Genomic DNA, 26,978 nt, shown 5'->3' with positions numbered 1-26,978 from the left:
CCTGCTACGCCGGGGTCTCCGCGAGAAGACTCCGGCGAGCATCCATCACGCAGAGGCGGTTCATCCAAGGTACTCCTCGAACGCCTCTAGCTGCTCCACGAGCGTACTCTCGTCTTTCTCGGAGCCAGCTTCCCCGCCTGCAAGCCCAGCATCCCAGGCATCCTCCTCGACCTGCGCCGTGGACGCCGGTTCCGCCGGTGCATTCGTCGCCTGCTGCGGGAGGAGTCGTTCCAGGAGGTAGGCTGCGAGCGCGGTCGGCGTCGCATGCGTGAAGAGCAGCGCCGCCGACAACTTCAGCCCCGTGCTCGCCTCCAGCCGGTTGCGCAGCTCCAGGCTCATCAACGAATCCATCCCCAGGCTCACGAACGGCGCTTGTTTGTCAATCCGCCCAGGCTCCAGGCGGAGCACACGCCCGACTTGTTCGAGTAGATGCGTTTCGACGAGCCCCATCCTCTCCAGAGATGCGGCGCGTTGCAGCACGGCGCGGAAATCATCGGACGCCTTCGTCCCGCCGGCGCTCGGCGCTTGCTCGCGTGAGAGCTCGGAGAAGAAAGGCGCGCCGACCGTTTGTGGATAAAACTCCACCCATTGCCGTGGGTCGAAGCGGAGAAGCCCCACCTCGGGCCGAGGGTGCTCGAGCAAGCGTCCGAAGAGCTCGTTGCCCTCGTCAGGCTTGAAGCTCTCGTTTCCTCGCGATGCGGCCCGGTTGCCCCGGACCGCCGCCGCCGCCGCGAGCCCGACCTCCGAGAAAGCACCCCATTGAATGCTCATCCCGGGCAAACCTTCGGCCGCGCGCGCCTGGCAAAGCGCATCGAGGAACGTGTTTGCGGCTGCATAGTTTGCCTGTCCCGGGGAACCCAGTAGGCCCGCCGCCGAGGAGTACATCACGAAGAAATCGAGAGGCACGCCGCGCGTCGCCTCGTGCAGGTTCCAGGCACCGAAGACCTTCGGCCCGAGGGGCTTCCAGAATTGCTCTTCGGTCATCTCCGGAATCGTACGGTCGTCGAGCACCGCCGCCGCATGCACCACGCCGCGGAGGGGCGGCATGGTCCGCTGGATCTCCGCCAGAGCAGCATCCAGATCGGCCCGGCGCGACACGTCCCCACGCAGCACACGCACCTCGGCCCCCGCAGCCTCCATGCGCCGGATCGCGTCCATGGCTGCGTCCTTGGGCACGCTCCTACCCATGAGCGCGACGTGCCGCGCCCCCTGCTCCACCATCCATCGCGCGAGGGATGCGCCGAGCCCACCGAGTCCACCCGTGATCAGATAGGTCGCGTCCGCTCGCAACCCTGCGCTCCCCTGCGTACCGGAGACGATGACCTTCGCGTCCGGGTCACGCATCGAGATGACCAGCTTGCCCGTATGCTTGCCCTGTGCCATCCACGCGAAGGCTTCCGCCGCTTTGGTCACGGGGAATGCGCGGTGCGGAATGGGGCGGAGCACGCCCGATGCGAACAAAGGCCCGAGCTCGTGGAGCAGCTCTGCCACGAGCTCCGGGCGATTCAGTGTCATCCCTCGCAGATCCACGAGGGAGAAGGACAGGTTCTTCAGGAAGGGGCGTAACCCGAGCCGGCGGTTGTCGTAATAGTCTCGCTTGCCGATCTCGACGAACCGACCATGGTCCCGAAGCAATCCAAAGCTCGCCTCGAGCAGCTCGCCCGAGAGAGAGTTCAGGACGACATCGACCCCCTCGCCCTTCGTGATGCGCTCGACGTCGTTCACGAAGGAGGTCGAGCGCGAATCCATCACGTGGTGCACCCCCAAGGAGGTGAGGAGGGCGTGCTTTTGGGGGCTCCCCGCGGTCGCGAAGATCTCGGCGCCGACGTGCCGCGCCCATTGAATGGCGGCCATACCCACGCCTCCGGCTCCGGCGTGGATGAGCACCCGCTCCCCCTTGCGAAGCCGGGCGACGTGAGCGAGCGAATAATAGGCCGTGAGGGACACGATCGGCAGCGCGGCAGCTGCCTCCCAGCTGAAACCCGCCGGTTTGGGCGCCACGAGCAGGCGACTGGCCGTCACGTGTGTCGACATCGCCGACGTCGCCAGCGCGATGACCTCTTGCCCGATGGTGAGGTCCTGGACTCCCTCGCCCAGCGCCACGATCCGCCCGGCGCATTCGCCGCCCAGGCGGGGACCACGCTTGCTGCTCCCCGCGACGTCGTCCGGCAGCACGCCGAGAGCGAGGAGTACGTCGAGGAAATTCAGCCCCGCCGCCTCGACCTCGATTTCCACCTCGCCTGGGCCCGGCGGCCTGCGCTCCATCCTGCGCAGGCAAAGCCGCTCCAGCACGCCAGGCTCGGTGATTTCCAGTCGATACGGCCGCCCCTCCGCGGGCTCCTGCCGCTCGACCGTCCCGGCGCCCTCCGTGAATCCCCCTCGAGCGAGCCGCGCCACGTATCGGCCTTCGGGCCGCAGCGCGACATGATCCTCCTCGCCGCCCCAGAGCACCTCCTCGACCACGCGCTCTGGTTCGTCCGGACGCACCTCGGGCGGCAGGTCGATCCGCACGCAGCCGAGCTCCGGGTGCTCCATGGCCACGACGCGGCCGAGGCCCCACAGCGTGGATTGCGCCACCGAAAGTGGACCCGTCCCGGATCCGGCCGCCTGCGCGGCTCGCGTGAGGACATAGAGGCGAGGTACGTCGCGCCAACCGTGCCGCAGCAGCGCCTGGGCGAGCCACAACACGCTCGAGGTCCCGGCCCGCACGTCCGCCGCGAGCGTCGCCTCCGTCGTCTCGCTCCATCGCGCCCCATCGAGCGCAGCGCAATGGATGACGCCGCGGCAGGGGTTCTTGCCCAATGCTTCTCCGAGGAGGCGGCTCCACTGCTCCGGATCGGCGGGATTCACCTGGTACTGCCATTCTCCGCGCCGCGAATATCCCGCCCCGGCGACCGCCTCCACGCACGTATGTCCTCGCGCGCGGAGCCGCTCGGCGACCGCCATGCCCGTCCCGCGTCCATCCATGAACACGAGCCAGGTTCCCGTAGGCGCCTCGGTCCCCGAGGCGAGCTCCTTCGGCCGCCAGGGTACCTGGAACACGCAATCCGCAAACGGATCTTGCGCCGCCTCGGCGAGCCGCCGCACCCACAGCTCCCCGATTTCCACGAGCACTCGCCCAGCCTCGTCGCAGATCACGATGGATACGACTGGCTCGCCCGTCGCGCCATCCTTCGCGACACGGGCATGGACCAGCACTTCGCCCTCGGGGCGCGCGTGGACGGCGACGGAGGTAACCTTGACCGGAACGAACGTACCCTTCCCGATCGCGGATTGCAGCGCATGCCCCGCCGCCTGAAAGCACGCGTCGAGGAGCGCAGGATGCACCTGATACCCCCTGGCGCCCGCGCGCAGAGCCTCCGGCAGACGCACGCGCGCCACGACCTCGCCTTCGCCGATCCGCAACCCCTCGACTCCCTGGAAGCTCTTGCCATACGAAAGGCCGCGCGCCTCCATGTCCCTGTAATGGGCCGCTCCCTCGAGGACCTCGGGGCAGCGCCCCTCCAGGGCCGCAGGGGATTCGAAGTCCGGCACTGCGGCTGGCTTCGCCGACACGCGAAGAACGCCCGTGGCATGGCGCAGCCATTCCTTCGATCCGTCCGAACGGCTCGCAATCGTCACCGTCGCACGGCCACTCGATTCCTCGCGCACCGACACCTGCACGAGTCGCTCCGTGCCCTCCGGCAATGCGAGCATCTGGTCGAAGGACATCTCGTCGAGCCACGCCGCGCCCTCACCATATAGTTCCGCAGCCGCCGAAAGGGCCATCTCGACGTATCCGGCCCCCGGAAACACCACCTCCCCCTGCACCCGGTGGTCCTGGAGGTACGGGAACGCCTCCACGCCGAGCCATTGCTCCCAAACGTGGAGTTCCGGCGTCGTCGCCGGGACGAACCCAGCACCCAGGAGGGGCCGAGCGCCATCCCCGCGGATGGCGTGCGTTTTCTTCATGGGCGCGTCGAGCCAGAACCGCTCCCGCTGCCAAGGATACGCAGGCAACGAAACGACCCGCCCGCCCCCGCGGTGCAGATATTTGAAGTCCACCTTCACGCCGGCGACGTACAGCCTCCCAAGCGCCTCCAGCATCGCCCGGCGCTCCTCGCCTTGCCGCCGCAACGTCGACATCACGGACGCCTGCGCACGGCTCGATTCGATCCATTGCTGCAGGTTCGACAGGAGCACCGGGTGCGGCCCCACTTCCACGAACAACCGGTGCTCGTCCCCGTACGCCGACGACACCGCCCCCACGAGGTCCACCGTTCCACGCACGTTCCGCTGCCAGTACCCGGCGTCGAGCGCCGTCCCCTGAACACGCCCACCCGTCACCGTGCTGTACATCGGAGTCGCACCCTTTTGCGTCTCCACGCGGCCCAGCATCTCCGAAAGCTCCCGCGACAGCGACTCCATCTGCGGGCTGTGGAACGCATAATTCACGCGAAGCTGTTTCGTCGCGACCCCCTGCTCGCTCAGCTTCGCCAGCATCTGCTCGAGCGCCGCCGTCTCCCCGGACAGCACCACCGACGTCGGGTCGTTCACCGCCGCGATCGCGACCTCCGCCTCCCGCCCTTCGAGCGCCTTCGCAGCCTCGACCGGAGGAAGCGACACCCACGCCATTTTCCCGTGCCCGGTCGCTTTCTGCATGATGCGGCCGCGCAGCGCCACCAGCCTGACCGCCTCCGCCAGCGAAAGCGCGCCCGAGACGTGCGCCGCCGCCACTTCGCCCACGCTGTGCCCGATGACCGCGTCCGGCACCACGCCCCACGACTTCAAGAGCTCCGCGAGCGCCACTTCCAGCGCGAACAGCGCCGGCTGCACGATTTCCGTCTCGCCGAGCCGCGAGCGCTCCTCGGGCGCCGCGAGCTCCTCCAGGAGCGAAAAACGCACGTGCGCTCGCAGCAGCCGATCGATTTCGTGGAGTTTATCCCGAAAAACCGGCTCCTCCTCCTGCAGCTTTTGCCCCATCGCGGCCCACTGCGAGCCCTGCCCCGAGAACACGAACACCACCTTCGGCCGGCCCTGCGATTGCGTGCGACCGCTCGGCGACTCCCCCCGGACGAAAGCCGAGAGCTGAGCCGAGAGCTCCTCGCGCGTCGCGCCGACCGCAGCCAGGCGGTACTCGTGATGCGTTCGCCGCACGCTCGCCGTGTAAGCCACGTCGTGGATCGAGAGGTCGTTCGTCCCGAGCAACCATTCTGCGTACGTGCGGGCCGCCGCCGAGAGCGCCTCCGGGCTCTTCGCAGACAGTGGCAAGAGATACGCCGAGGCCCCCTCGACAGCCGGCGCCGCCCCGCTCCGCGGCGGCTCCTCCACGATGACGTGCGCGTTCGTCCCGCTGACGGCGAACGCGTTGACGCCGGCCATCCGGGGCTTCCCCTGGGAAGGCCAGGGCATCATCTCCGCGGCCACCTTGACGGGCAGCTCCGACCAAGAAATACGAGGGTTCGGCGCAGTGAAGTGCAAAATCCCCGGAATCGCGCCCTTCCGGACGGACAGGATCGCCTTCATCAGCCCCGCCGCGCCGGCCGCGCCCTCGCTGTGCCCGATGTTCGTCTTCCCCGACCCGATGATCAGCGGATTCGCCTCCGTTCGACCCGCTCCGTACGCCGCGCCGAGCGCCTGCACCTCGATCGGATCGCCGAGAGGTGTCCCGGTTCCGTGCGCCTCCACATAATCGACGTCGAGCGGCCGAGCATGGGCCTCGCGCAATGCGGCACGAATGACCGCCTCCTGGGCGGGGCCATTCGGAGCCGTCAATCCCTGGCTCCTCCCATCTTGATTGATGGCCGTTCCACGCACGACGGCCAGGATCGGGTCCCCATCCCGCTGCGCATCGGAGAGCCGCTTGAGCAAAAGCACACCGCACCCGTCGCTGCGCACGTATCCGTCCGCGTCGGCGGAGAACGTATGGCATCGACCCGTGGGCGACATCGCCTTGAGCCGACTGAAAAAGACCGTCAACTCCGGCTGAAGGACGACGTTGACGCCACCGGCGATCGCCATCGAGCACTCGCCGAATCGAATGGCCTGACAAGCGAGGTGCACGGCCACCAGCGCAGAGGAGCAAGCGGTGTCGATCGACACGTTGGGTCCCTGGAGGCCGAGCCAATAGGAGAGACGACCCACCGTCGTGGAGTGCTGCGTCCCGAGCACGGAGTAGGCGTCGATGCGCTCCGGATCGGCCATGGCGAGCGACTGATAATCACTCCCGGTGATGCCCACGTACACACCGGTATTGCTGCCCTGGAGCTGCTCGGCAGGGATGCCCGCGTGCTCGAGCGCTTCCCAGGTCGTCTCCAGGAGGAGGCGCTGCTGCGGGTCGATGCTCCGCGCTTCTCGCGGGGAAATCCCGAAGAAGTTCGCCTCGAACCTGTCGATCTGGTCCACGAAACCGCCCCAGCGGGTGTACATCTTCCCGGGGGCGTCGGGATCCGGATCATAATGAGCGTCGATGTCCCATCGATCGGGCGGCACCTCCTGAATGGCATCGACGCCCTGCTCGAGCACCCTCCAGAAGCTATCGAGGTCTCGAATGCCACCGGGAAACCGGCACCCGACGCCGATGACGGCCACGCCGTCATCCGCCGCCGCCCGGACAACCGGGGCGACAGGCGCCGCGGCCTTCGTCTCCTCGAACGAGAGCACGCGTTCGAGCAGGTGCTTTCGGAGCGCGCGGAGGCTCGGATAGTCGAAGAGCAACGTCGCCGGCAACGGCTTGCCGATCCGCGCCACGATGGCATTGCGGAGCTCGACGGCCACGAGCGAATCGAGGCCGATCTCCTGCAGCGGACGGTCCTCCGGGACCTCGTCGGGCGACGAGAGCGAAAGGACCTTCACGATGTCCGCGCGGAGAGCGAGATCAACCTCCTTCGACAGCGCCGCGGGATCGAGCGTCGCCAAGCGCTCGCCCCAGATCCCTTTGGGGGCCGCGCGCAGGCGCGTCGGCTTGGGGGCCATGAGCCCCGTCCACAGGGGCGGCAGGCGGCCCTCATTGGCGCGTTCGAGGCTCTGGGGATCGAGCGATGCCACGACGAGCCCGGCGTCCGGCAGCGTGAGGGCTTGCCCGAGCGCCGCGAGGGCCTGTGCAGGGTCGAGAATCTGCACGCCCATGCGCGCAAAGCGCGCTCGATGGGCGTCGGAGAGGGCCGCCGCCATTCCTCCTTCACCCCACGGGCCCCATCCCAGGCTCAGCGCAGGCAGCCCCGAAGCGCGGCGCGCCTGGGCGAGTGCGTCGAGGTAGGCATTGGCGGCGGTGTAATTGCATTGCCCCGCGCTCCCCAGCACGCAGGACGCGGAGGAATACAGAACGAAGAAATCGAGCGGAAGGCCTCGCGTCGCGAGGTGCAGGTTCCAGGCGCCACGCACCTTCGGCGCGAATACGGCCGCGATGCGCCGCTCGTCCATATCCATCAGGAGGCCGTCGTCGAGGATCCCGGCCGCGTGAATCACGCCGCGCAAGGGGAATTCCTCGGGCACGCTCGCCACGACGGCCGCGACGTCTTCGGGCCTGGATACGTCGGCGTGCGCGACCGTGACGCGCGCCCCCGCGTCACGCAGCCGCGCGAGCTGCGCCGTGCATTCACCGGTCGGCGCATTCCGACCCACGAGCAGGAGATGGCCCACCCGATGCTCGTCCCACAACCACTGCGCGACCGCGAGCCCCAGCACACCGAGGCCACCTGTCACGAGGACGGTGCTTTGCTTCGTGATCGGCCCGCGCGCCGCCGCTCGACCTGCTTCGGCCTTGACGAGCCGGGCGGCCAGGCGCTTGCCGTCACGCCAGGCGATTTGATGCTCCTCGTCGTCCGGATGACAAAGCTCCTGCCACAACGCGTCGAGCGCGCCTTCCTCGCGGGTCCCGACATCGACGAGCGAGAGGCCGAGCTCGGGGTGCTCGGCGAGGACGGTCCGGCCAAACCCCCACCACGTCGCACCTGCCGGAGAGACACCTTCGCCGGATTCCACGGCCTGCGCGCCCCGGGTCACGAACCAGAGGCGCGTCGTCGCCCCGCGCTTCACGATGGCCTGGGTCGCGCGGAGCGCAAAGACGGCCGCTTGCTCCGCGGCGCTCGCCGTGGCCGCGGCGTCGTCGCCCGCGGTTGCGGAATCGAGCACGCAAAGGACGCCGCGTGGCGCTCCTCCGACGCGCACGTAATCGTCATACCGATCCACGAGCTCGTCGACGGTCATGGCGAGCGCCCGGGCGCCGAATGCATGAATGCGATCCACGATCGCGCTCGCGAACGACGTCCCATCGCTCACGACCAGCCATTGGCCGGCGGGCGGCTGCGCCTCCCCGGAAAATGCGCGCGCCTGCCATGCGACCCTGTACAAGGGCTTGAGCGATGCCGAGGCGGAGCCGCGGATCGCGTCGAACCGCGCGCGCTTGAAGCGCAAATTCGCCACTTCGAGCACGACGTCGCCACGATCGTCCGAAAGCGTGACCTTGATCGTGATCGTCTCACCGTCCGGCGCCTCGCTCACGATCCGGCCGTGCGCCCACCCGCCGCCAGCGGGCGCTTTCAGCAGCGTGACATCGCCAAATTCGAAGGGCACGTAGGCGTGATCGAGCGGCGTGTCCACGGCGACCGAGACCGTCTGCAGCACCGCGTCGAGCAGCGCCGGGTGAATGCCGTACCCCGTCGCGTCCCCTGCCGCGTCCGGGAGCGCGACCTTCGCCAGCGCCTCTCCACGACCCTTCCAGATCCGGGACATCCCTTGAAATGCGGGACCGAGCTGGATGCCGATCGCCGCGACCCGCCCATAGACCTCGCTAGCGGCCACCTCCGTTCCGCAGCGTGATCGGATCGCATCGAGGTCCACCCGGGACGCCGTGAGGGCCGTCGCGGGGCGCAATTGCCCCTTCGCGTGCAAGGTCCACGCATCCCTGCGACCGTCGTCGGTGCTCCGGCTGTAGAGCGCGACCTCGAGGGTTTCTTCCGACGAACCCGCGACGACCACCTGCAGCCGACGCGCTCCCCCCGCGGGGATTCGCAGCGGGGCCTGGATCGTGAGCTGCGCGAGCGCCCAGCGCGTCCCGGTGTAGAGAGCGCCGGCCGAAAGCGCCGTCTCCACGAGCGCCGCGCCCGGGACCACCACGTCCTCGAAAACGCGGTGATCGTCGAGATAAGGCTGGGCCTTCGTGTCGACCACCGATTCGTAAACGGCGCCGACGCCCGCCACGGACATCGCCGAGCCGAGCAGGGGATGCCCCGTGAGCGGCATTCGCGCCGCGCTGCCCGCAGCCGAGCGCGTCTCGGGCCAAAAGCGCTTGCGTTGCCAGGGATAGGTCGGGAGCGGGACCACGCGCCCGCCCCCGGGATAAAGCCGTCGAAAATCCGGCGTGTGCCCGTGGACGTAGAGGTTGCTCAGCGCGAGGAGCATCTGCGTGCGATCGCCCTTGTTCCGGCGGCACGTGGGGACGACGCGCCCCGCGGCGCCTCGCGCGAGGAGGATCTGCTCGATGTTTTGCGACAGGACCGCGTGGGGGCCAATCTCGACGAACGTGAGATGGCCGCGCTGGAGCACGTGCGAAATCGCATCGGCGAATCGAACCGGCTTGCGGATGTTGTCGCCCCAGTAGGCAACATGCAGCGATTCCCCGGCGATCTGCGCGCCCGTCACGGTGCTGATCATGGGGATCGACCCGCGGCCCGGCTCGATCGACCCGAGCGATTCGACGAACTCGCGACGCAGCGGCTCCATCTGCGGGCTGTGGAAGGCATAATCGACCCGCAAGGGCCGGCACTGCACGCCTTGCGCGGACAGGCGCTCGACCAGCCGATCCAGCGTGCCGACGTCGCCCGACAGCACCACCTGGCCCTCGTCGTTGACGGCCGCAATGCCCACGGACGCCTCGAGACCCGCGAGCGCGCGCTCGGCCTCGGCCTCGGTCAACGAGATTGAGACCATTTTCCCGTGACCCGTGGCCTTTTGCATGATGCGCCCGCGCAACGCGACGAGGCGAGCGGCCTGGTCGAGATCGAGGATGCCAGCCACGTGCGCGGCCGCGATTTCGCCGACGCTGTGGCCCACGACCAGGTCGGGCTGAATGCCCCACGATTTCAGCGTCTCGGCCAGCGCCACCTCGAACGCGAACAACGCGGGCTGCGCGACCATGGTCTCCCCGAGCCGCGATCGCTCTTCGGGCACCAGGAGCTCTTCGACGACGGAAAAACCGGCATAGGGGGCGAGCTTCGCATCGCAAGCCGCGAGCGCGTCGCGGAAGGTGCTCTCCTGCTCGAAAAGCTCTCGGCCCATCCCGACCCATTGGGATCCCTGGCCGGAGAAGACGAACACCACCTTCGGCGTCGCGTGCAGAAGGGCCTCCGCGTGCACGACGCCCGGCACGACGTCCCCGTCGGCATGAGCGGCGAGCGCCGCGGCCAGCTCGCGGTCCGTGCGCCCGACGACCGCGAGCCGATGGGCGTGGTGCATGCGCCTGGCGCTGGCGGTATAAACGACATCGGAAAGCGACGCGCCCTCTCCGGCCGCGAGATGATCATGAAATGCGCGGGCCAGGGCGACGAGCGCCTCCGGTGTCTTCGCGGAGATCGGGAGCAGGTGGACCTCCGCGGGCTTCGCCTCCGCCCTCTCCTCCGCCGGGGCCTCCTCGAGGACGACATGCGCGTTCGTGCCGCTCATGCCGAACGAGCTCACGCCTGCGCGCCTCGGCTTCTCGCCCCGCTTCCAGGGACGATTTTGCCTGGGAACGACGAGCGGAGTGCCCTCCAGCGAAATGCGCGGGTTGAGCGCCTGGAAATGGTTGTTCTTCGGAATGACCTCCCCTTCGAGCACGAGCGCGCACTTGATGATGCTCGCGATGCCGGCCGCCGCCTCCAAATGCCCCACGTTCGTCTTGAGCGCGCCGAGCACGCACGACGTGCCGTCCTCCCGGCGCACGCCGAGCTTTTCGCGAAGTGCCTCGGCCTCGATGGGATCGCCGAGCGAGGTGCCGGTTCCGTGCGTCTCCACGAAGCCGATGTCCTGGGGAGATACGCCCGCGCGTTCGAGCGCCGCTTCGAGGACGGCCTCCTGGGCGCGCATGTTCGGCGCCGTGAAGCCGGCCGATCGGCCGTCCTGGTTGATGGCCGAGCCGAGGACGACGGCATGAATGGTGTCGCCGTCGCGCTGCGCATCCGAGAGGCGCTTCACGACGATCGCGCCGCACCCCTCGCCGCGCACGAATCCATTCGCCTGACCGTCGAACGTCCGGGCGCGCCCGTCCGGCGAGAGGGCGCGCGATTTCGCCAGCGCATTCGTGGTCGCGGGAGAAAACATGAGATTGACGCCGGCAACCAGCGCTGCATCGCATTCCCGCACGCGCAGCGCCTGGCAAGCCAGGTGCAATGCCACGAGCGACGACGAGCAAGCCGTGTCCACCGCGACGGCCGGCCCCTGCAAGCCAAACAGATACGAGATCCGGCCCGCGGAGAAGCAATGCCCGGTGCCGATCGCGTCGTAGATCTCGAACGCCTCGACGTCTTCCTGGGCCGCGAGGGCGAGGAAATCGTTCCCCGAGATGCCGACGAAGACGCCCGTCTTGGTCCCGGCGAGCACATCGATCGGGAGACCGGCGCGTTCGAATGCTTCCCAACCGACCTCCAGCAAGAGGCGCTGCTGCGGATCCATCCGCACGGCCTCGCGCGGGGAGATACCGAAAAACGACGCGTCGAAGAGATCGACGTCGCGAAGAAACGCGCCCCAGCGCGCGCCGCGCAGCTCGGGAGCTTCCTCCTCGGAGGGCCGCAACGGCCACCGCTCCGGCGGCACCTCGGTCACGGCATCGCCGCCCTCGCAGAGATATCGCAAAAACGCCTCGGGTGAGGACGAACCCCCCGGGAAACGGCAGGCCATTCCGACGATCGCGATCGGCTCGGAGCGCTCCTGCTCCAGAGCCTCCATCTCCCCTTCCATCCGCTGGATCTGCGCCATCGCCTGGCGCAAACGTGATCGATATTCGTCGATCAGATTGCTCATGAACGACCTTTCCTCTTGAGGCGGCGCATCGATTCGTCGAACGACGAGAGCAGATCGTCCTCCAGGTCGCCCGCGGGCGGCGGCGATTCGATCACCGGCTCGGCCGTGTACTTCAGCACTTCCGGAGCTGGCTCGGCTTTCGCCTCGTGCGGCAGCAGGGGCGCGAGGCTCTTCAGGACGTGCTCCCCCAGGGCAGCCAGGTTCGGGTAGGCATACACGAGCGTGGCCGAGAGCTGAATGCCGAGGGCCGCCTCGAGTCGATTGCGAAGCTCGAGGCTCATCAAGGAATCGATCCCGAGCGCGCGGAGCGGCTGGAGCCGGTCGATCCGCTCGGGATCCATCCGGAGGACGTGGGCGAGCTGCTTCCGAATGAGCGCCTCGACCATCTCCACGCGGTCCTTCGGCGGAGCATGCGCGACGGACTCCAGCCACACACGCGCGTGGCTCCGCGCGCCGCCTTCGGAGGCCGTGCGGGTGGCCTCCAGGACGGCCGAAAACCGCGGCGAGGAGGCGACCTGGGGGTGGCTCTCGATCCATTGTCGGAAGTCGATCGCGACGCACCCCATCTGCACCCACTCCCCGCGCAATGCGCGCTGGAGGAGCGCTTCGGCCTCGGCCTCCGTGAACCCTCGAATTCCGCGCTGCGAGACGCCGCCGATGGTGTCCGCCTTGACGGCCATGCCCCTGCCGGAGAACAAGCCCCAATCGATGCTGGTCCCCACGAGGCCGAGGCGGCTCCGGTGGTGCGCCAGCGTTTCGAGGAAAGCGTTCGCCGCGACATAATTGCCGAGCCCCGGCGAGCCCAGCAATGCAGCCACGGACGAATAGAAGAGAACGAAATCGAGCTCCCGGCCGAGCGTCTGCCGGTGGAGGTTCCAGCCGCCCATCACCTTCGGCGCGAGGACCTTGCGGAACCTCTCCAGCGTTTGCGTGGGGAGAAGCCCATCTTCCAGCACGCCGGCCGTATGGAGAATCCCGCGCAGCGGAGGCATCTTCGTTTCGATTGCACGCAGCGCGGCCTCGAGTTGCTGCGGGTCGGCGACGTCGGCGACCTCGACCTCGACCTCGACGCCCATCGAACGAAGCCCCTCGAGCGCTTCGAGCTGCTCGGGCGAGCTCGCGCCCCGCCGGCCCATCAGCACGAGGTGGCGCGCGCCTGCCGTGGCGAGGTTCCGAGCCGCGAAAAGCCCGACACCGCCGAGACCACCCGTGATGAGGTAGGTCGCATCCGCTCGCAAGGCGATCGATCCCGCGGGCGCAGCGGCCTCCCGCGGCCTGCCGAGCCGGGCCACGAAACGATGGCGGCCGCGCCGCGCGATCTCCTCCTCGACGTCGTCGGCCAGCACCTCGCCGAGGATCGCTTCGACGCTCGTCGCGTCGCTGGCCGCAGGGTCGAGGTCGACGCGCGTGCACCGCAGCTCGGGCGCCTCCATGGCGATCGTCCTGCCGAGACCCCAGAGCGGCGCTTGCTCGACCCGGACCTCACGCGGCTCTTGCTCGACCGCCTGGCTGCCGCGCACGACCAGCCAAAGGCGGGGGTTGTCCCGCATGGTCATGCGCCCAAGCGCCTGCACCACTTCCAGGGTGCCTCCGCATCCTCGCACGATCGCGTCGTCGAGCGCCTCGATGGAGAGCGCCCGCGGCTCGGGATCGAGCCCCCATAGATACACGATCCCTCGCGGTCGCTCGCCGGAACGGAACGATTCCCGCACGAGCGCGGCGACGCCGTCGAGATTCGAAGAATCGATTTCGAGACGATCGGCGCACGGCTCGACCCCCGGCGCCCGCAGATATGCGCACCGCACGTCCCCGCCACGCGCCTGGAGCATCTCTCGCAGGGACGCTCCGATGCCCCGATCGTCGCAGAGAATCAGCCACCGCCCTGCAGCAATGTCTCTCCCGCGCGGGACGGGCAGCTCCGCCTCCTGCCATCGCTGCACGAGGAGGAGATGGGCGAGCGGATCCTGTCCCGTGACGGCGGGGGCCTGCAATGCTTGCGTCGTGATGCCGTCGACCTCGAGCAAGACGCGCCCGGCCGCGTCCACGAGCGCGACCGACGTTTCCCCACCGCCATGCGCGCGGACCCATGCAGCGCTCCCGACAACCTCGTGGAAACGAATCTGGCGCACATGCGCGAGCACGCGGGTCTCGGCCGCCTCCTCGTTCGCGCGCGCCGCGAGCGTCGCTCGCAATGCCGCATCCAGGAGGACGGGATGCACGAGATAGGCAGGATGCTCCGACGCCTCCTCGGGGAGGCGCAAGCGCGCGACGACCCCCGCGCCGCCGCGCCGGAGCTCCGCGATCGCCCGAAATGCCGGGCCGATATCGAGTCCCTGCCGACGCTCGTTCCGCTCGACGTCGGCGAGGGAGACGTTCTCGGGGCAATGCGCCACCATCTCGGCCACCGGCTCGCCCTTCGCGCGCCGCGGCTCGGTCTCGGCACGAACGCGCGCCGTGGCGTGCAGCGACCACGTGGAGGTGCGGGAGGGCGCATCCTCCCGCCGGACGCGACTCGATAGCTTGAACGACCACGCGTCCCCCTCCGCCTGCGTGAGCATGACCTCCACGAGGACGCTTTCCCCTTCCCGGACGACGATCGGGCTGACGAGCGCGACATCTTCGAGGACCACCGGTCCTTGCCCGATGCATTCACACGCCGCCGCGAGAGCAGCCTCGATGTACACGGAGCCGGGGAGAAGGACCTGCCCACCGACCCGGTGGTCGGCGATCCAGGGGAGATTGTCCAGGCTCAATTCGACCTGCCAGAGCATTCCGTCTTGCAGCGCCGACGTCTCGACACGTCGACCGAGCAAGGGATGGTGCGCCCCCGCTCCGGGTTGCTCCTGGTCCTCGCGCGCGGCCGCGCCGAGAATACGCGCCGTCGGATAGCCCTGCGCTTCGACCTTGGCGAGCGATTCGAGCAAGCACCGGCGCTCCTCCGATTGCCGCCGCAAAGAGGCGACAGCGACGCCTTCGAGCCCCGTGTCTTTCAGGTTCTCTTCGATGGACGGGAGCAGAATCGGGTGAGGGCTCATTTCGATGAACAGCCCATACCCCTCGCGCAGCAGGGACTGCACGACCTGCGAAAACCGCACGGGTTCACGCAGGTTGTTCCACCAGTACCCGGACGCGAGCTCGGGCCCATGGATAGGCTCGCCGGTGACCGTGGAGATCATGGTCACCCCGCCCTCCCGCGGCGAGAGGCCGGCGAGCACCTTCAGGAGCTCCTCCCGCAACGGCTCCACCTGCGGGCTATGCGAAGCCACGTCCACCTTGACCCGCCTGCAGAAAACGCCCTGCTTCTCCAGGACCTGGAGCACATCCTCCAGCGCAGCGGGGTCGCCCGAGAGCACCGTGGAGCGGGGCCCATTGCTCACGGCCACGCCGAGGCGATCCTCGTACCCCGCGAGCGCCTGCCGCGCCCCGGCCATGTCGAGCTCGACGAGCGCCATCGCACCTTGGCCACGAATGCCCCGGAGCAACCGGCTCCGCTGGCAGATCACCTTCGCCGCGTCGGCCAGGTCGAGCTTGCCCGCCATGTGCGCCGCCGCGACTTCCCCCATGCTATGGCCAATCACCGCGTCGGGCTCCACGCCCCACGACCGCCACAGCGCCGCGAGCGCGACCTCGATCGCGAAGAGGACAGGCTGGATGACGTCGATCTCCCCGAGCCGCGATTGCCCCTCCGGCGCGGCGAGCTCCTCCAGCACCGAGAAATGGCCCTCCCGCTGGATCGCCTGGTCGATCGTTTTGAGCGACGAACGAAACTCCTCCTCCTCGGCGAGGAGCTGCCTCCCCATGCCGAGCCATTGCGAGCCCTGCCCCGGAAACACGAAGACCACCCGCGGTCGACGCCGCGCGAGGGCCGGGACGCGACGCGCGCCCGCGCCGGCCTTCACGGCCGCGGGCTTCGGCGGATCGACCCAGTATCGCTCCCGGGTCCACGGGTACGTCGGCAAGGCCACGCATCGCCCACCGGGCGGCACGAGTCGCGACCACTCCACCGCGCAACCTCGCGTGTAGAGCGCCCCCGTGGCCGCGAGCAACGCCCAGCGATCGAGCCGATCCCGCTGCAGCGAAGCGACCGCGAGGCCATTCTCGACGCCCTTCGCGGCGAGGCATTGCCGCAGGTGATCGACGAGCATCGGGTGCGGCCCGACCTCCAGGAAGAGCTGATACCCATCGTGAATCGCCGCGCCCACGGCGCCCGCGAACTTCACGGTCTCTCGTATGTTCCGCCCCCAGTACCGAACGTCGAGCTCCTTGCCTTCCACGCACTCGGCGAGGACCGTGCTGTACATCGCGAGGGTCGCCCGCCGCGCGTCGACCCGCACGAGGCGCTCGACGAGGTCTTGCGCGGCGGGCTGCATGTGCGGGCCCTGAAACGAGTACGTCGCGGGCAGGGCTTGGCAGGCGATGCCCTGCCGTTCGAGCTTCGCGACGACCTCGTCCATGGCGGGCGGCTGCCCCGCGAGCACGACGGACTCGTGGTCGTTCACGGCGCCCACCATCAGCCGATCCTCGTACCCGGCGATCGCCTCGCGCGCGACGTCGAGGGGCGCCGCGACGGCCACCATCTTTGCGCCGCCGCCAGCTTTTTGCATGATCCGCCCGCGAATGGCGACGAGCCGGATCGCCTCGTCGAGCGACAGGATGCCTGCGATGTAAGCCGCGGCGATCTCGCCCACGCCGTGCCCGATCACGGCGTCGGGCGTGATGCCCCACGAGCGCAAGAGCTCCACGAGCGCGATCTGGAGCGAAAAGATGAGCGGCTGCGCCACCTGCGTCTCGGAGAGGCGTGACATCGACTCCGTCGAGTCGAGCTCGTCGAGGATGCTCCACCCGAGCCTGCCCGTGAGGAGGGCGTCGCACGAATCGATGACCGAGCGAAACGACGATTCTTCCTCGTAGAGCTTCCGGCCCATGCCGAGCCACTGCGAGCCCTGCCCCGAGAAGACGAACACGACCTTCGCCCGCGCCGGCGTCGATTTCCCGGCAGCGCTCCCGGGTTGCAGCGATCCGCGAAGGAACGCGTCGAGGTGGCGGACGAGCTCGGCACGCCCGCCGCCCACGACGGAGAGGCGCTCCTCGAAATGCCCACGCCGCTGGCTCGCCGTGTACACGATATCGCGCAGCCGCGCCTCGCCCGAGGGTGCCCCGAGGTAATCACGATAGGATGCCACGAGCACCCGGAGCGCCTCGGGGCTCTTCGCAGAGAGCGGCAACAAATACGCGGCGGCCTCGGGTGTCAGGTCTTCCTCGGAGCTCTGCGCCCACTCCTCGACGATGAGGTGCGCGTTCGTCCCGCTCAGCCCGAACGAGCTCACGCCGGCGACCCGACGCTTGAGTGCCGTCCGCCAGGGCCGCGCCTCCGTGGGAATGACGAAGGGCGTGCGGTCGAGCTGAATGCGAGGGTTCAGCGTCCGGAAATGGTTGTTCCTCGGGATGAGCCCTTGCTGGAGCACGAGCACGGCCTTGATGAGGCCCGCCACCCCGGCGGCCGATTCAAGGTGCCCGATGTTCGTCTTGAGCGCCCCGAGCACGCACGCAGACCCATCGCTCCGCGGCCCGCCCAGGACCGCCTTGAGCGCGTCGACCTCGATCGGATCGCCGAGCGAGGTCCCCGTGCCGTGCGTCTCGACATACCCCACCTCCGCCGGCGACAAACGCGAGGCCTCGAGCGCCTGCGTCAGCATCGCTTGCTGCGCGAGCACGTTCGGCGTGGTGAGCCCCGTGGATCGGCCGTCCTGGTTGACGGCCGATCCGCGAATGATCGCGAGGATCGAATCCCCGTCTCGCTCGGCGTCGGAGAGGCGCTTCAGCACCACCATCCCGCAGCCCTCGCCGCGGACGAACCCGTTCGCCGTCGCGTCGAACGTCTTGCAGCGGCCGTCAGGCGAAAGCGCCTGCAGCTTCGCGTATTTGCGCGTGGTCGAGGGCGCCAGCATCAGGTTGACGCCGCCCGCGACGGCCATCGTGCATTCGCCGCTGCGCAAGCTATGGCAAGCGAGGTGGATCGCGACGAGCGACGAGGAGCACGCGGTATCGACGGCGATGTTCGGACCCTGAAATCCGAACGTATACGAGAGCCTGCCCGACGGAAAGGAATGGCCATTTCCTGTCGTCGTGTACGCGTCCTCCTGCTCGGGCCCAGCGCTCGCCGAGAGCTCGGCATAATCATTGTTCATGATGCCGAGAAAAACCCCGGTGCGGCTGCCGACGAGGCGCTCGGGCACCTGGCCCGCGCGTTCGAGGGCCTCCCACGTGACCTCGAGCAGGAGCCTCTGCTGTGGGTCCATCTTCGACGCCTCGCGCGGAGAGATGCCGAAAAAGCGGGCGTCGAAGAGATCCACGTCGCGCAGGAACGCGCCCCAGCGCACCGCGCGCGCCTCCGGATCGGACGATTGCTCGGGCGCGAGCCCCCACCGCTCGGGCGGGACCTCCGTGATGGCGTCCACGCCCTCCTTCAGCAGCTCGAAAAACGCCTCCGGCGTGTTCGCGCCCCCGGGAAAACGACAACCCATGCCGATGATGGCAATGGGCTCGACGCGCGCGCGCTCGAGGTTCTCGATCTTCGCGCGCATCTTCTGGATCGTCATGATCGCGCGCTGCATCGACGAGAGCCCCGACGCCGGCGGGGCATCGTCGTCATGCTGCGTCGTCATGGCCGGCGGGGCATCGAGGCGTCTGGTGGTCACGAGAGGTAATCCTCCGAGCGAGCCAGCTCCTCCTCGAGCTCGAGCAGGATATCGGCTTCCGACTGCGTTATGTGCCTGGGCGACTGCACCCGGATCGGTTCACTCGGCCTCGCAGGGAGCGCCGACGAGCGCTCCGCCCGCGGCGCCGCGAGGGAGGGGGGCGACGTGTCCCCAGCGCGCCTCCCAGGCGCGAGGCTCATTCGATCGAGGAGGTGATCGGCGAGCGACGCCGGGTTCGGATACGTGAACAGGAGCGTGGCCGAGAGCCGCACGCCAAGGCTCGATTCGAGCCGATTGCGGAGCTCCAGGCTGAGCAGCGAGTCCATGCCCAGGCTCGTGAACGAGGCGAGCCGGTCGATGCGCGCGACGTCGAGCCGCAGCACCTGGCCCACGTGCTCCAGGATGTGCTTCTCCAGCATGGGGAGCCGCTCCTGCGCAGGCCTGCGCTCGAGCAAGCCCCGGAACGAGACGCGGCTCGACGGGGCCGGACGGTCCGTCGCATGTTTCGGGTCACGCTGCAGCTCGGACCAGAAGGGGCTGCCCGCGAGCTGCGGGTAGAATTCGAGCCACTGGTGCACGGCGAGGCGCAGGACCCCGACCTCGGCCGGAGCTCGTTCGAGCAGCCGGCCAAACGCGGCGAGCCCTTGCTGCGGCGTGAGGCTCTCGATCCCGCGATACGAGAGCCGCTGGCCACGGTTGCCCTGCGCGGCGGCGAGGCCGATGTCCGAGAACGGCCCCCAGTGAATGCTCGTCGCCGGCAAACCGCTGCGCCGGCGCGCGTGCGCGAGGGCGTCGAGGAATGCATTGCCCGCCGCATAATTCCCCTGGCCCGGAGCGCCGAGGAGCGAGGCTGCCGATGAATACAGCACGAAGAAATCGAGCTGTTTGTCCCGGGTGCGCGCGTGCAGGTTGAAGCCTCCGGCGACCTTCGGTTCGAGCACGCGGCGGAATCGCTCCTCGTCGAGCTCGAGCAGCGTCCTGTCGTCGAGGATGCCGGCCGCGTGCACGACGCCACGAAGAGGCGGAAGCGTGCGTTCGATCTGCGCGAGCACCGACGCCACCTGGTCTTCCCGGGCGACGTCCGCCTCGACGACGAGGACCTGCGCGCCGGCCTTTTCCATGTTCCGGATGGCCTCGCGTACTGCGGGCGTCGGGGCGCGGCGCGAGACGAGCGCGAGGTGCCGAGCCCCCTGATCCACCATCCACTGGGCGAGCGAGAGGCCGAGGCCGCCGAATCCGCCGGTGATCAAGTACGACGCATCGTCGTGAATGCCAGGGCGCGGCTGCTCCGCGGGCAATATCGCGGCCGTGGGCTCGTTCATGACGAGCACGACCTTGCCGATGTGCTTCGCCTCCGACATCAGCTTGAACGCGGCATTCGCCTCCGACGCCGAGAACACCTTCACCGGCAAGGGCTGGAAGATGCCCATCTCGAAGAGCTGCATCACCTCGTTCAGGAGCGAGCCGAGCAGCGACGGCCGCTCGACGGACATGCCCGGCAGATCGACCGACGCAAACGAGACGCTCCGCCGGAACGGCGTCATGGCGAGCTGGTTGTTATCGTAAATGTCGCGCTTGCTGAGCTCGACGAAGCGGCCATACGGCGCGAGCAGCTCCAGGCTCCGCGTGCGGGCATCACCTGTCAGCGTATTGAGCACGACGTCGACACCTTGCCCGGACGTGCTCTCCATGATCTCGCTGACGAACGAGAGCGTGCGGGAATCCATGACGTGCTCGATGCCCATGGATCGGAGGTAGGCTCGCTTCTCCTCGCTGCCAGCGGTCGCGAAGATTTCGGCTTTGAGCACGCGCGCGATCTGGATCGCCGCGAGGCCCGTCCCGCCGGTCGCCGTATGCACGAGGACCCGCTCGTCGTGGCCAAGGCGCGCCAATCGATTGAGCGCATAATAGACGGTGGTGAAGACCACGGGGAGGGACGCCGCCTCCACGAAGCTGATCTTCGCGGGCTTCGGCGCCACGAAGACGGCGAGCGTGGTCACGTGGGACGCGAAGGAGCCCGGCGCATACGCGACGACCTCCTGTCCAACGGAGAGGTTTTCGACGCCCTCGCCGACCGCGACGATGCGGCCCGCACATTCGAGGCCGAGCGCGCCCGCATCGTCGGCCGCCCCAGGATAGACGGCCATCGCCTTCATGACGTCGACGTAATTGAGCCCCGCGGCCTCGACCTCGATCTCGACCTCGCCCGGTCCCGGCGGGCGTCGCGGCGCCTCGCGGAGCGCGAGCTGATCGAGGACCCCCACTTCGAGGCTCTCCAGCCGGAAAGGCCTGCCATTGGCCGGCTCGGGCGGCACGTCCGCCTTGACGACCCCGACCGCGTCGAACGAGGTATGCACGAGCCGGGCGACGTACCGGCCCTCCTTGCGATACGCGACCTGATCCTCGCGGTCGCGCACCGAGATCTCGCGGAGCAAGACCGAGGCCTCATCGACGCTGCGGCTCGGATCGACGTCGATGCGCGAGCATTCGAGCTCCGGGTGCTCGAGCGAGATCGTGCGGCCGAGCCCCCAGAGCGTCGATTGCGCGACCGAGAGCGGCGTCCCGGTCGCGAGCACGGCCTGCGCACCGCGCGTGACGAGCCAAAGCCGCGGCATGTCGCGCCAGCCCTGGCGGATCACGGCCTGGACGAGGTAGAGCGCGCTCAGGCAGCCGTGCGCGACATCGCGCTCGATCGTGTCATTCGTGGTTCGCTCCCACGGGGTCGTGTCGAGCGCATAAAGATGCACGATCCCACGGCAATGGACCTCGCGGCCGAACGCCTCGCGGAGGACGCGCTGGTAATGCTCCGGGTTCGTCGGATCGATCTCGAAGAGCCCCGCTTCGAGGCGGGAGAACCGCGACCCGGCGCGCACGCGCACGCACGCCTCGCCGCGCGCGAGCAGGAGGAACGCCATCGACGCGGCCGTGCCGCCCTCGTCCACGAAGAGCAGCCACGCGCCCGGGCTGCCCGCATGCTTGAGCCGCACGGACTCGCCGTCGAGGTCCTTCTTGCGCCACTCGATCGTGTAAACGGCGTCGTCGAGCGCATTCGCCGACGCGGACTTCCCGCTCTCCAGCCGCTTGATGCGCAGCCCCTGCACCTCCGCCTGCACCCGGCCGTCCGCGTCGATCACGTAGACGTCGCCCGCGGGGTTCGTCTTGTCATCGCTCGCGTGGAGCTGCGCGTGAACCCATACCTCTTGCCCCAGCGAGCGATGGAGCCGGATTCGATCGATGCCGGAGAGCACGTACGTACCGAGCGGCTCCGTTTCCGAGGCGACGTGGACCTGCACGAGGGTCTGGAAGCAGGCGTCGAGCAGCGCCGGGTGCACTTGATACTGGTCCGCGTTCACCGCGACGTCGGACGGCAAGAAGACGCGGGCGAGCCCCTCCTCCGAGCCGAGCCACATCTGCTCGAGGCCGCGGAAGCTGCGACCATAAAAAAGCCCGCCGTCCTCCATGCGGCGATAAAACGCCTCCGCGTCGACCACCGTCGGACAACGCGCCTGGAGCACGCGAGGACGCTCGCGCGAGATCCGCGCCCCCGGCGCGCCCACGCCCGTCCGCACCTTGCCCGCCGCGTGCCGCGTCCACGATTTCGCGCCCGCCTCACGGCTCGAAATCTGAAAGGACGCGCGCCCCGACTCCTCGTCCACGAGGACGAACTGGACGCGGCGATCCGGGTCCTTGCCGACCGGGAGCATCCGGTCGAAGGAGACCTCCTCGAGCGCGACGGAGACCTTGCCGTGCACCTCGGCGACGGCGGAGAGGGCCATCTCCACGTAGCCCGCGCCGGGGAAGACCGGGTCGTTCTGCACGCGGTGATGCGCGAGGTAGGGGAGCGCCGTCACGTTCAGCGATTGCTCCCAGAAATGGAGCGTGGGCTCGACGGAGAGGTGGACCGGCGCGCCGAGCAGCGGGTGCGCGTCGGGATCGTGGTGCGAGGCCTGCGGGAGCCACGCCCTCGACGGCGGCATCCGCGATTTCACCTCGTCCGGCAGCCAGTACCGATCCCGCTGCCACGGATAGGTCGGCAGCGAAATGCACCGACCGCCGCGCGGGAAGAGCCTACCCCACACGAGCTCGTGGCCCTTCACGTGGAGCGCGCCGAGCGCGTCGACGAGGCAATGGCGCTCGTCCTCGTTGCGCTTGAGCGACGCAATGGCCGCACCTTCCTTGGAGAGGGCGCGCAGCGTCTCCTCGATCGAATGGAGCAGGATCGGGTGGGGGCTGATCTCCACGAAGAGGGTTTGTCCCTCCTCGACGGCCTTCGCGACGGCCTTGCCGAACAGGACCGGCGCGCGGAGGTTCTTCACCCAGTACGAGGCGTCGAGCTCCGCGCCCGAGACGAGCTCGCCCGTGACGGTCGAGCGCATCGCGACTTGGGCCGCACGCGGCCGGAGCTCGGCGAGCGCCGTGGAGAGGTCCTGCTTGAGGACATCCATCTGCGGGCTGTGCGAAGCGACGTCGACCTTCACCCGGCGGCAAAAGACGCCGCGCCCCTCGAGCTTGCCGACGATCTCCTCGAGCGCGGCGGGCTCGCCCGAGATGACCGTGGAACGCGGACCATTGCTCACCGCGACGCTGAGTCTGTCCTCGTACCCCACGAGCATTCGCTCGGCCTCGTCCATCGCCAGCTCGACGAGCGCCATCGCCCCGAGCCCCGCCACGCGCCGGAGGAGCTTGCTGCGGCGGCAGATGACCTTCGCCGCGTCGTCGAGCGAGAGCACACCCGCGACATGCGCCGCCGCGATCTCGCCCATGCTGTGGCCGATCACGGCGTCGGGCTCGATGCCCCACGCGCGCCAGAGCGCGGCGAGCGCGACCTCGATCGCGAAGAGCATGGGCTGCACGACGTCGATGCGACCGAGCTGCGAGCGCGTCTCGTCCGCGAGGAGCTCCTCGATCACCGAGAAGCCCGCCTCACGCCGAATCACCGCGTCGCAATCCTCGATGGCCTCGCGGAAGACGGGCTTTTGCACGAAGAGCGAGCGGCCCATGCCGACCCACTGCGAGCCCTGCCCGGGGAACACGAAGACCAGGCCGCGCCGGCCGCCGATCGGCACCGCGCCGACCCGCGCGAGGGGATGCTCGCGCCCATCGGCGATCGCGCGCAGTCCTTCGAGGACCTCCGACCGGGCGCGCGCCGAAACGACGCCACACGCGCGGTGGTGCGCGCGGCGAACGCTCATGGTGAAGCAGACGTCCCGCAGCACGATCGCGCTCGACGTGTCGACGTGATCCGCGAGGCGACGCGCCGCCTCGCGCATCGCCGTCTCGGTCTGGCCCGAGACGGGCAGGAGATGCACGTGGCCCGTCTCGGTCGCCTCGGTCTCGGAGCGGCGATCGAGCACACTCGCGCCATGCACGAAGAGCTGGCCAATCGCCTCGCGAATGGAACGCCCCTCGTCCTCATTTCGCCAGAGCGACGCCACGGCCGCGGCCGTGGCCTGCTTGCCCGCGTGGCGAATACACTCCTCGATCGAATGCTTGACGATCGGGTGCGGCGTGACCTCCAGGAAGACTGCGAGGCCGTCGTCGAGGAGGCGCTGGATGCCGCTCGCGAACCGGACGGGCTCGCAGAGCTGGCGCGACCAGTACGGGACGTCGAGGTCCTCGCCCCGGATCCGCTCGCCCGTGAGGCCCGAGACGACGGGGACGCGCGCGCTCATGGGATGCAACCCCACGAGCAGAGGCGGCAGCTCGTCCTCGAGATAGGCCATCTGCGGCCCATGCACGGCGACGCCGCTGTTGACCGGGCGGGCGAAGATGCCGCGCGACGCGAACGAGGCCGCGAGCCCGACGAGCGCGCCGCCGTCCCCGGAGAAGACCGTGGAGGTCGGGCTCGCCGCGATGGCCCGGTGGATGCGGCCGCCCGAGGACGCCGCAATCGACTGGGCCTCGTCCCAGCCGACGCCCGCGAGGAGCATCATCCCCTGGCCCGCCGAGCGCTGCACGAGCGTCGCCTGGTGCGCGATGACCCGCGCCGCGTCCTCGAGCGAGAGAACACCCGCGACGTGCGCCGCCGCGACCTCGCCGATGCTGTGGCCGATCACCGCGCCCGGCTCCAGGCCGAGGTCGTGCAAGAGCTCCGCGAGCGCGACCTGGAACGCGAAGAGCACGGGCCACATGACGTCGATGCGATCGGCGGCGACGCGCGGCGAGGCGGCCATGATCTCGTCGAGCACCGACCAGCCGAGGAGCGGCGCGAGGACGCGATCACAACGCGTGAGCGCCGCGCGGAAGCTCGGCTCCGAGAGCACGAGCGATCGGCCCATCCCCGCCCACTGCGCTCCTTGCCCCGAGAACACCCACACGACGCGGCGGGATCCGCGGGCCACGCCGCGGAAGATGCCGCGCCCCTCGGCGCCGCTGCGCGCCTCGGCGAGCCGCGCTTCGAGGCCGCTCTTCGTGCTCGCCACGACCGCGAGCCTCTGGCCCACGCCGGCCGAAGGGCCGCGCAAGACCCGCCCGGCGATCACCTCCTCGCCTCGGATCGATTCGAGCGCGAGCCCGATCGAGGCGCCCATCGCCTCCGGCGCGCCCGCTTCGAGCAGGGCGACGCTCGCCGTCGAGCGGGCCATGCTCTCCAGGATCACGTGCGCGTTCGTGCCGCCGTAGCCGAACGAGCTCACGCCCGCGCGGCGCAGGGCGCCCTCGGGCGCGGGCCAGGGCTCGACCTTGGTGACGACGCGCAGGTTGAGCGCTTCGAAGTTGATGTCCGGGTTCGGCGATTCGTAATGCAGGCTCGGCGGCAGCGCGTCGTGCTGCATCGCGAGCGCGACCTTCATGAGCCCTGCCATCCCCGCGGCCGCTTCGAGGTGCCCGACGTTCGTCTTCACGGAACCGATGCAGAGCGGCTCATCGGCCGGGTGCTCCAGGCCGATCACGGCCCCGAGCGCGCCCGCCTCGATCGGATCGCCGAGCGGCGTGCCGGTGCCGTGGGCCTCGACGTACTGGATGTCTGCGGGCGCGACGCCCGCCGCTCGGCAAGCGTCGCGTAGCATCGATTGCTGGGCGAGCGGGTTCGGCGCGGTGAGGCCGTTGCTCGCGCCGTCGTTGTTCACGGCGCTGCCGCGCACGACGGCGTAGATGCGGTCGCCGTCGCGCAGCGCGTCCGAGAGGCGCTTCAGGATCACGAGCCCCGCGCCCTCGCTGCGGACGTAGCCGTTGCCGCGCGCGTCGAAGGCGCGGCAGCGACCGTCGGGGCTCATCGCGTTGAGCCTCGTGAAGCCCATCGTCGTCTCGGGCACGAGCATCAAGCTCACGCCGCCCGCGATCACGACGTTCGACTCGCCGCTGCGCAAGCTCTGGCTGGCGAGGTGCATGGCGACGAGCGACGACGAGCACGCCGTGTCCACGGTCATGCTCGGGCCTTCGAGGCCGAAGGCGTACGAGATGCGGTTCGCGATGATGCACGACGCGCCGCCCGTGCTCGTGTGCGAGGTGATCGACTCGCGCCCCGCGCGATCCTGGAGGAGCGCGTGGTCGAGGAAGAGCGCGCCGACAAAGACGCCCGTGCGGCTGCCCTTCAACGCGGGCGGCGGGATCCCCGCGTCTTCCAGCGCCTCCACCGCGAGCTCGAGCGCGAGCCGTTGCTGCGGATCCATCTGCACCGCCTCGCGCGGCGAGATGCCGAAGAACTGCGGGTCGAAGGCCTCGACGTGGTCGAGGAACCCGCCCCAGCGCGTGTTCACCTTGCCCACGGCGGTGTTGTCCGGATCGTAAAGCGCCGCTGCGTCCCAGCGATCCCTCGGCACCTCGGTGATTGCGTCGATGCCGTCGTGCAGGAGACGCCAGAACGCGTCGAGGTCCGGCGCCTTGGGGAAGCGGCACGCCATGCCCACGATCGCGATGGGCTCGTTTCCCGCAGACGCGCGGTGGGCCGGCGAAGGCACGGCCGGCGGGCGCAACGACGACCCAGACGACGCGGACGAACCCGCGTTCGACGCCAGGAACTTCGCCAGCGACTCGGGCGTCGCGTACTCCCAGACGAGGGTCGGCGAGAGGCTACGACCGAGGTGCTTGCCCAGATCCGCGATGAGCTTCATCGCGCCGAGGGAATCGAGCCCGTAGCGATGGAACCGCTCGCGTGGGTCGATGGTCCGCGGATCGATCCCCCGAAGCTCGGCGAGGCGGGAGACCAGCCAGGCCGAAAGGTTCTCTGCGTTGGGTGGAGTCATCGACGCGTAACCCGACCTCGTCTCCTGAAAGCCCCTCGACCTCGTCGCGGCCCATCGTGTTCACGTGCCGCGGAAAGCCTGAAACATTGCTCGAACGGTCGAAGCACGCCTCGCGGCGCGC

General features: G+C 69.2%; 3 protein-coding genes. All 3 read right to left on the bottom strand.

Annotated features, from left to right (window positions below):
- Positions 1 to 60 precede the first annotated feature (60 nt).
- The 3 genes from QHF83_RS16500 to QHF83_RS16490 are packed head-to-tail and all read right to left on the bottom strand — an operon-like array spanning position 61 to position 26,857.
- Positions 61 to 11,976, bottom strand: coding sequence for a type I polyketide synthase (locus tag QHF83_RS16500; RefSeq protein ID WP_282418794.1), 11,916 nt, complete (start codon positions 11,974 to 11,976; stop codon positions 61 to 63).
- On the bottom strand, positions 11,973 to 18,674 hold the full coding sequence (locus QHF83_RS16495) for a type I polyketide synthase (protein WP_282418793.1): 6,702 nt from the start codon (positions 18,672 to 18,674) through the stop codon (positions 11,973 to 11,975). The genes QHF83_RS16500 and QHF83_RS16495 overlap by 4 nt, the downstream gene beginning before the upstream one ends.
- A complete protein-coding gene (locus tag QHF83_RS16490) occupies positions 18,671 to 26,857 on the bottom strand; it encodes a type I polyketide synthase (RefSeq protein WP_282418792.1) in 8,187 nt (2,728 codons plus the stop codon). The genes QHF83_RS16495 and QHF83_RS16490 overlap by 4 nt, the downstream gene beginning before the upstream one ends.
- Positions 26,858 to 26,978 lie beyond the last annotated feature (121 nt).

Origin of the sequence: Polyangium sp. 15x6 (genome assembly GCF_029960785.1) — a bacterium.
Classification (GTDB): Bacteria; Myxococcota_A; Polyangia; order Polyangiales; family Polyangiaceae; genus Polyangium.
Note: the sequence above shows the minus strand (reverse complement) of the source record. Positions and strands in the feature narration are given on the sequence as shown.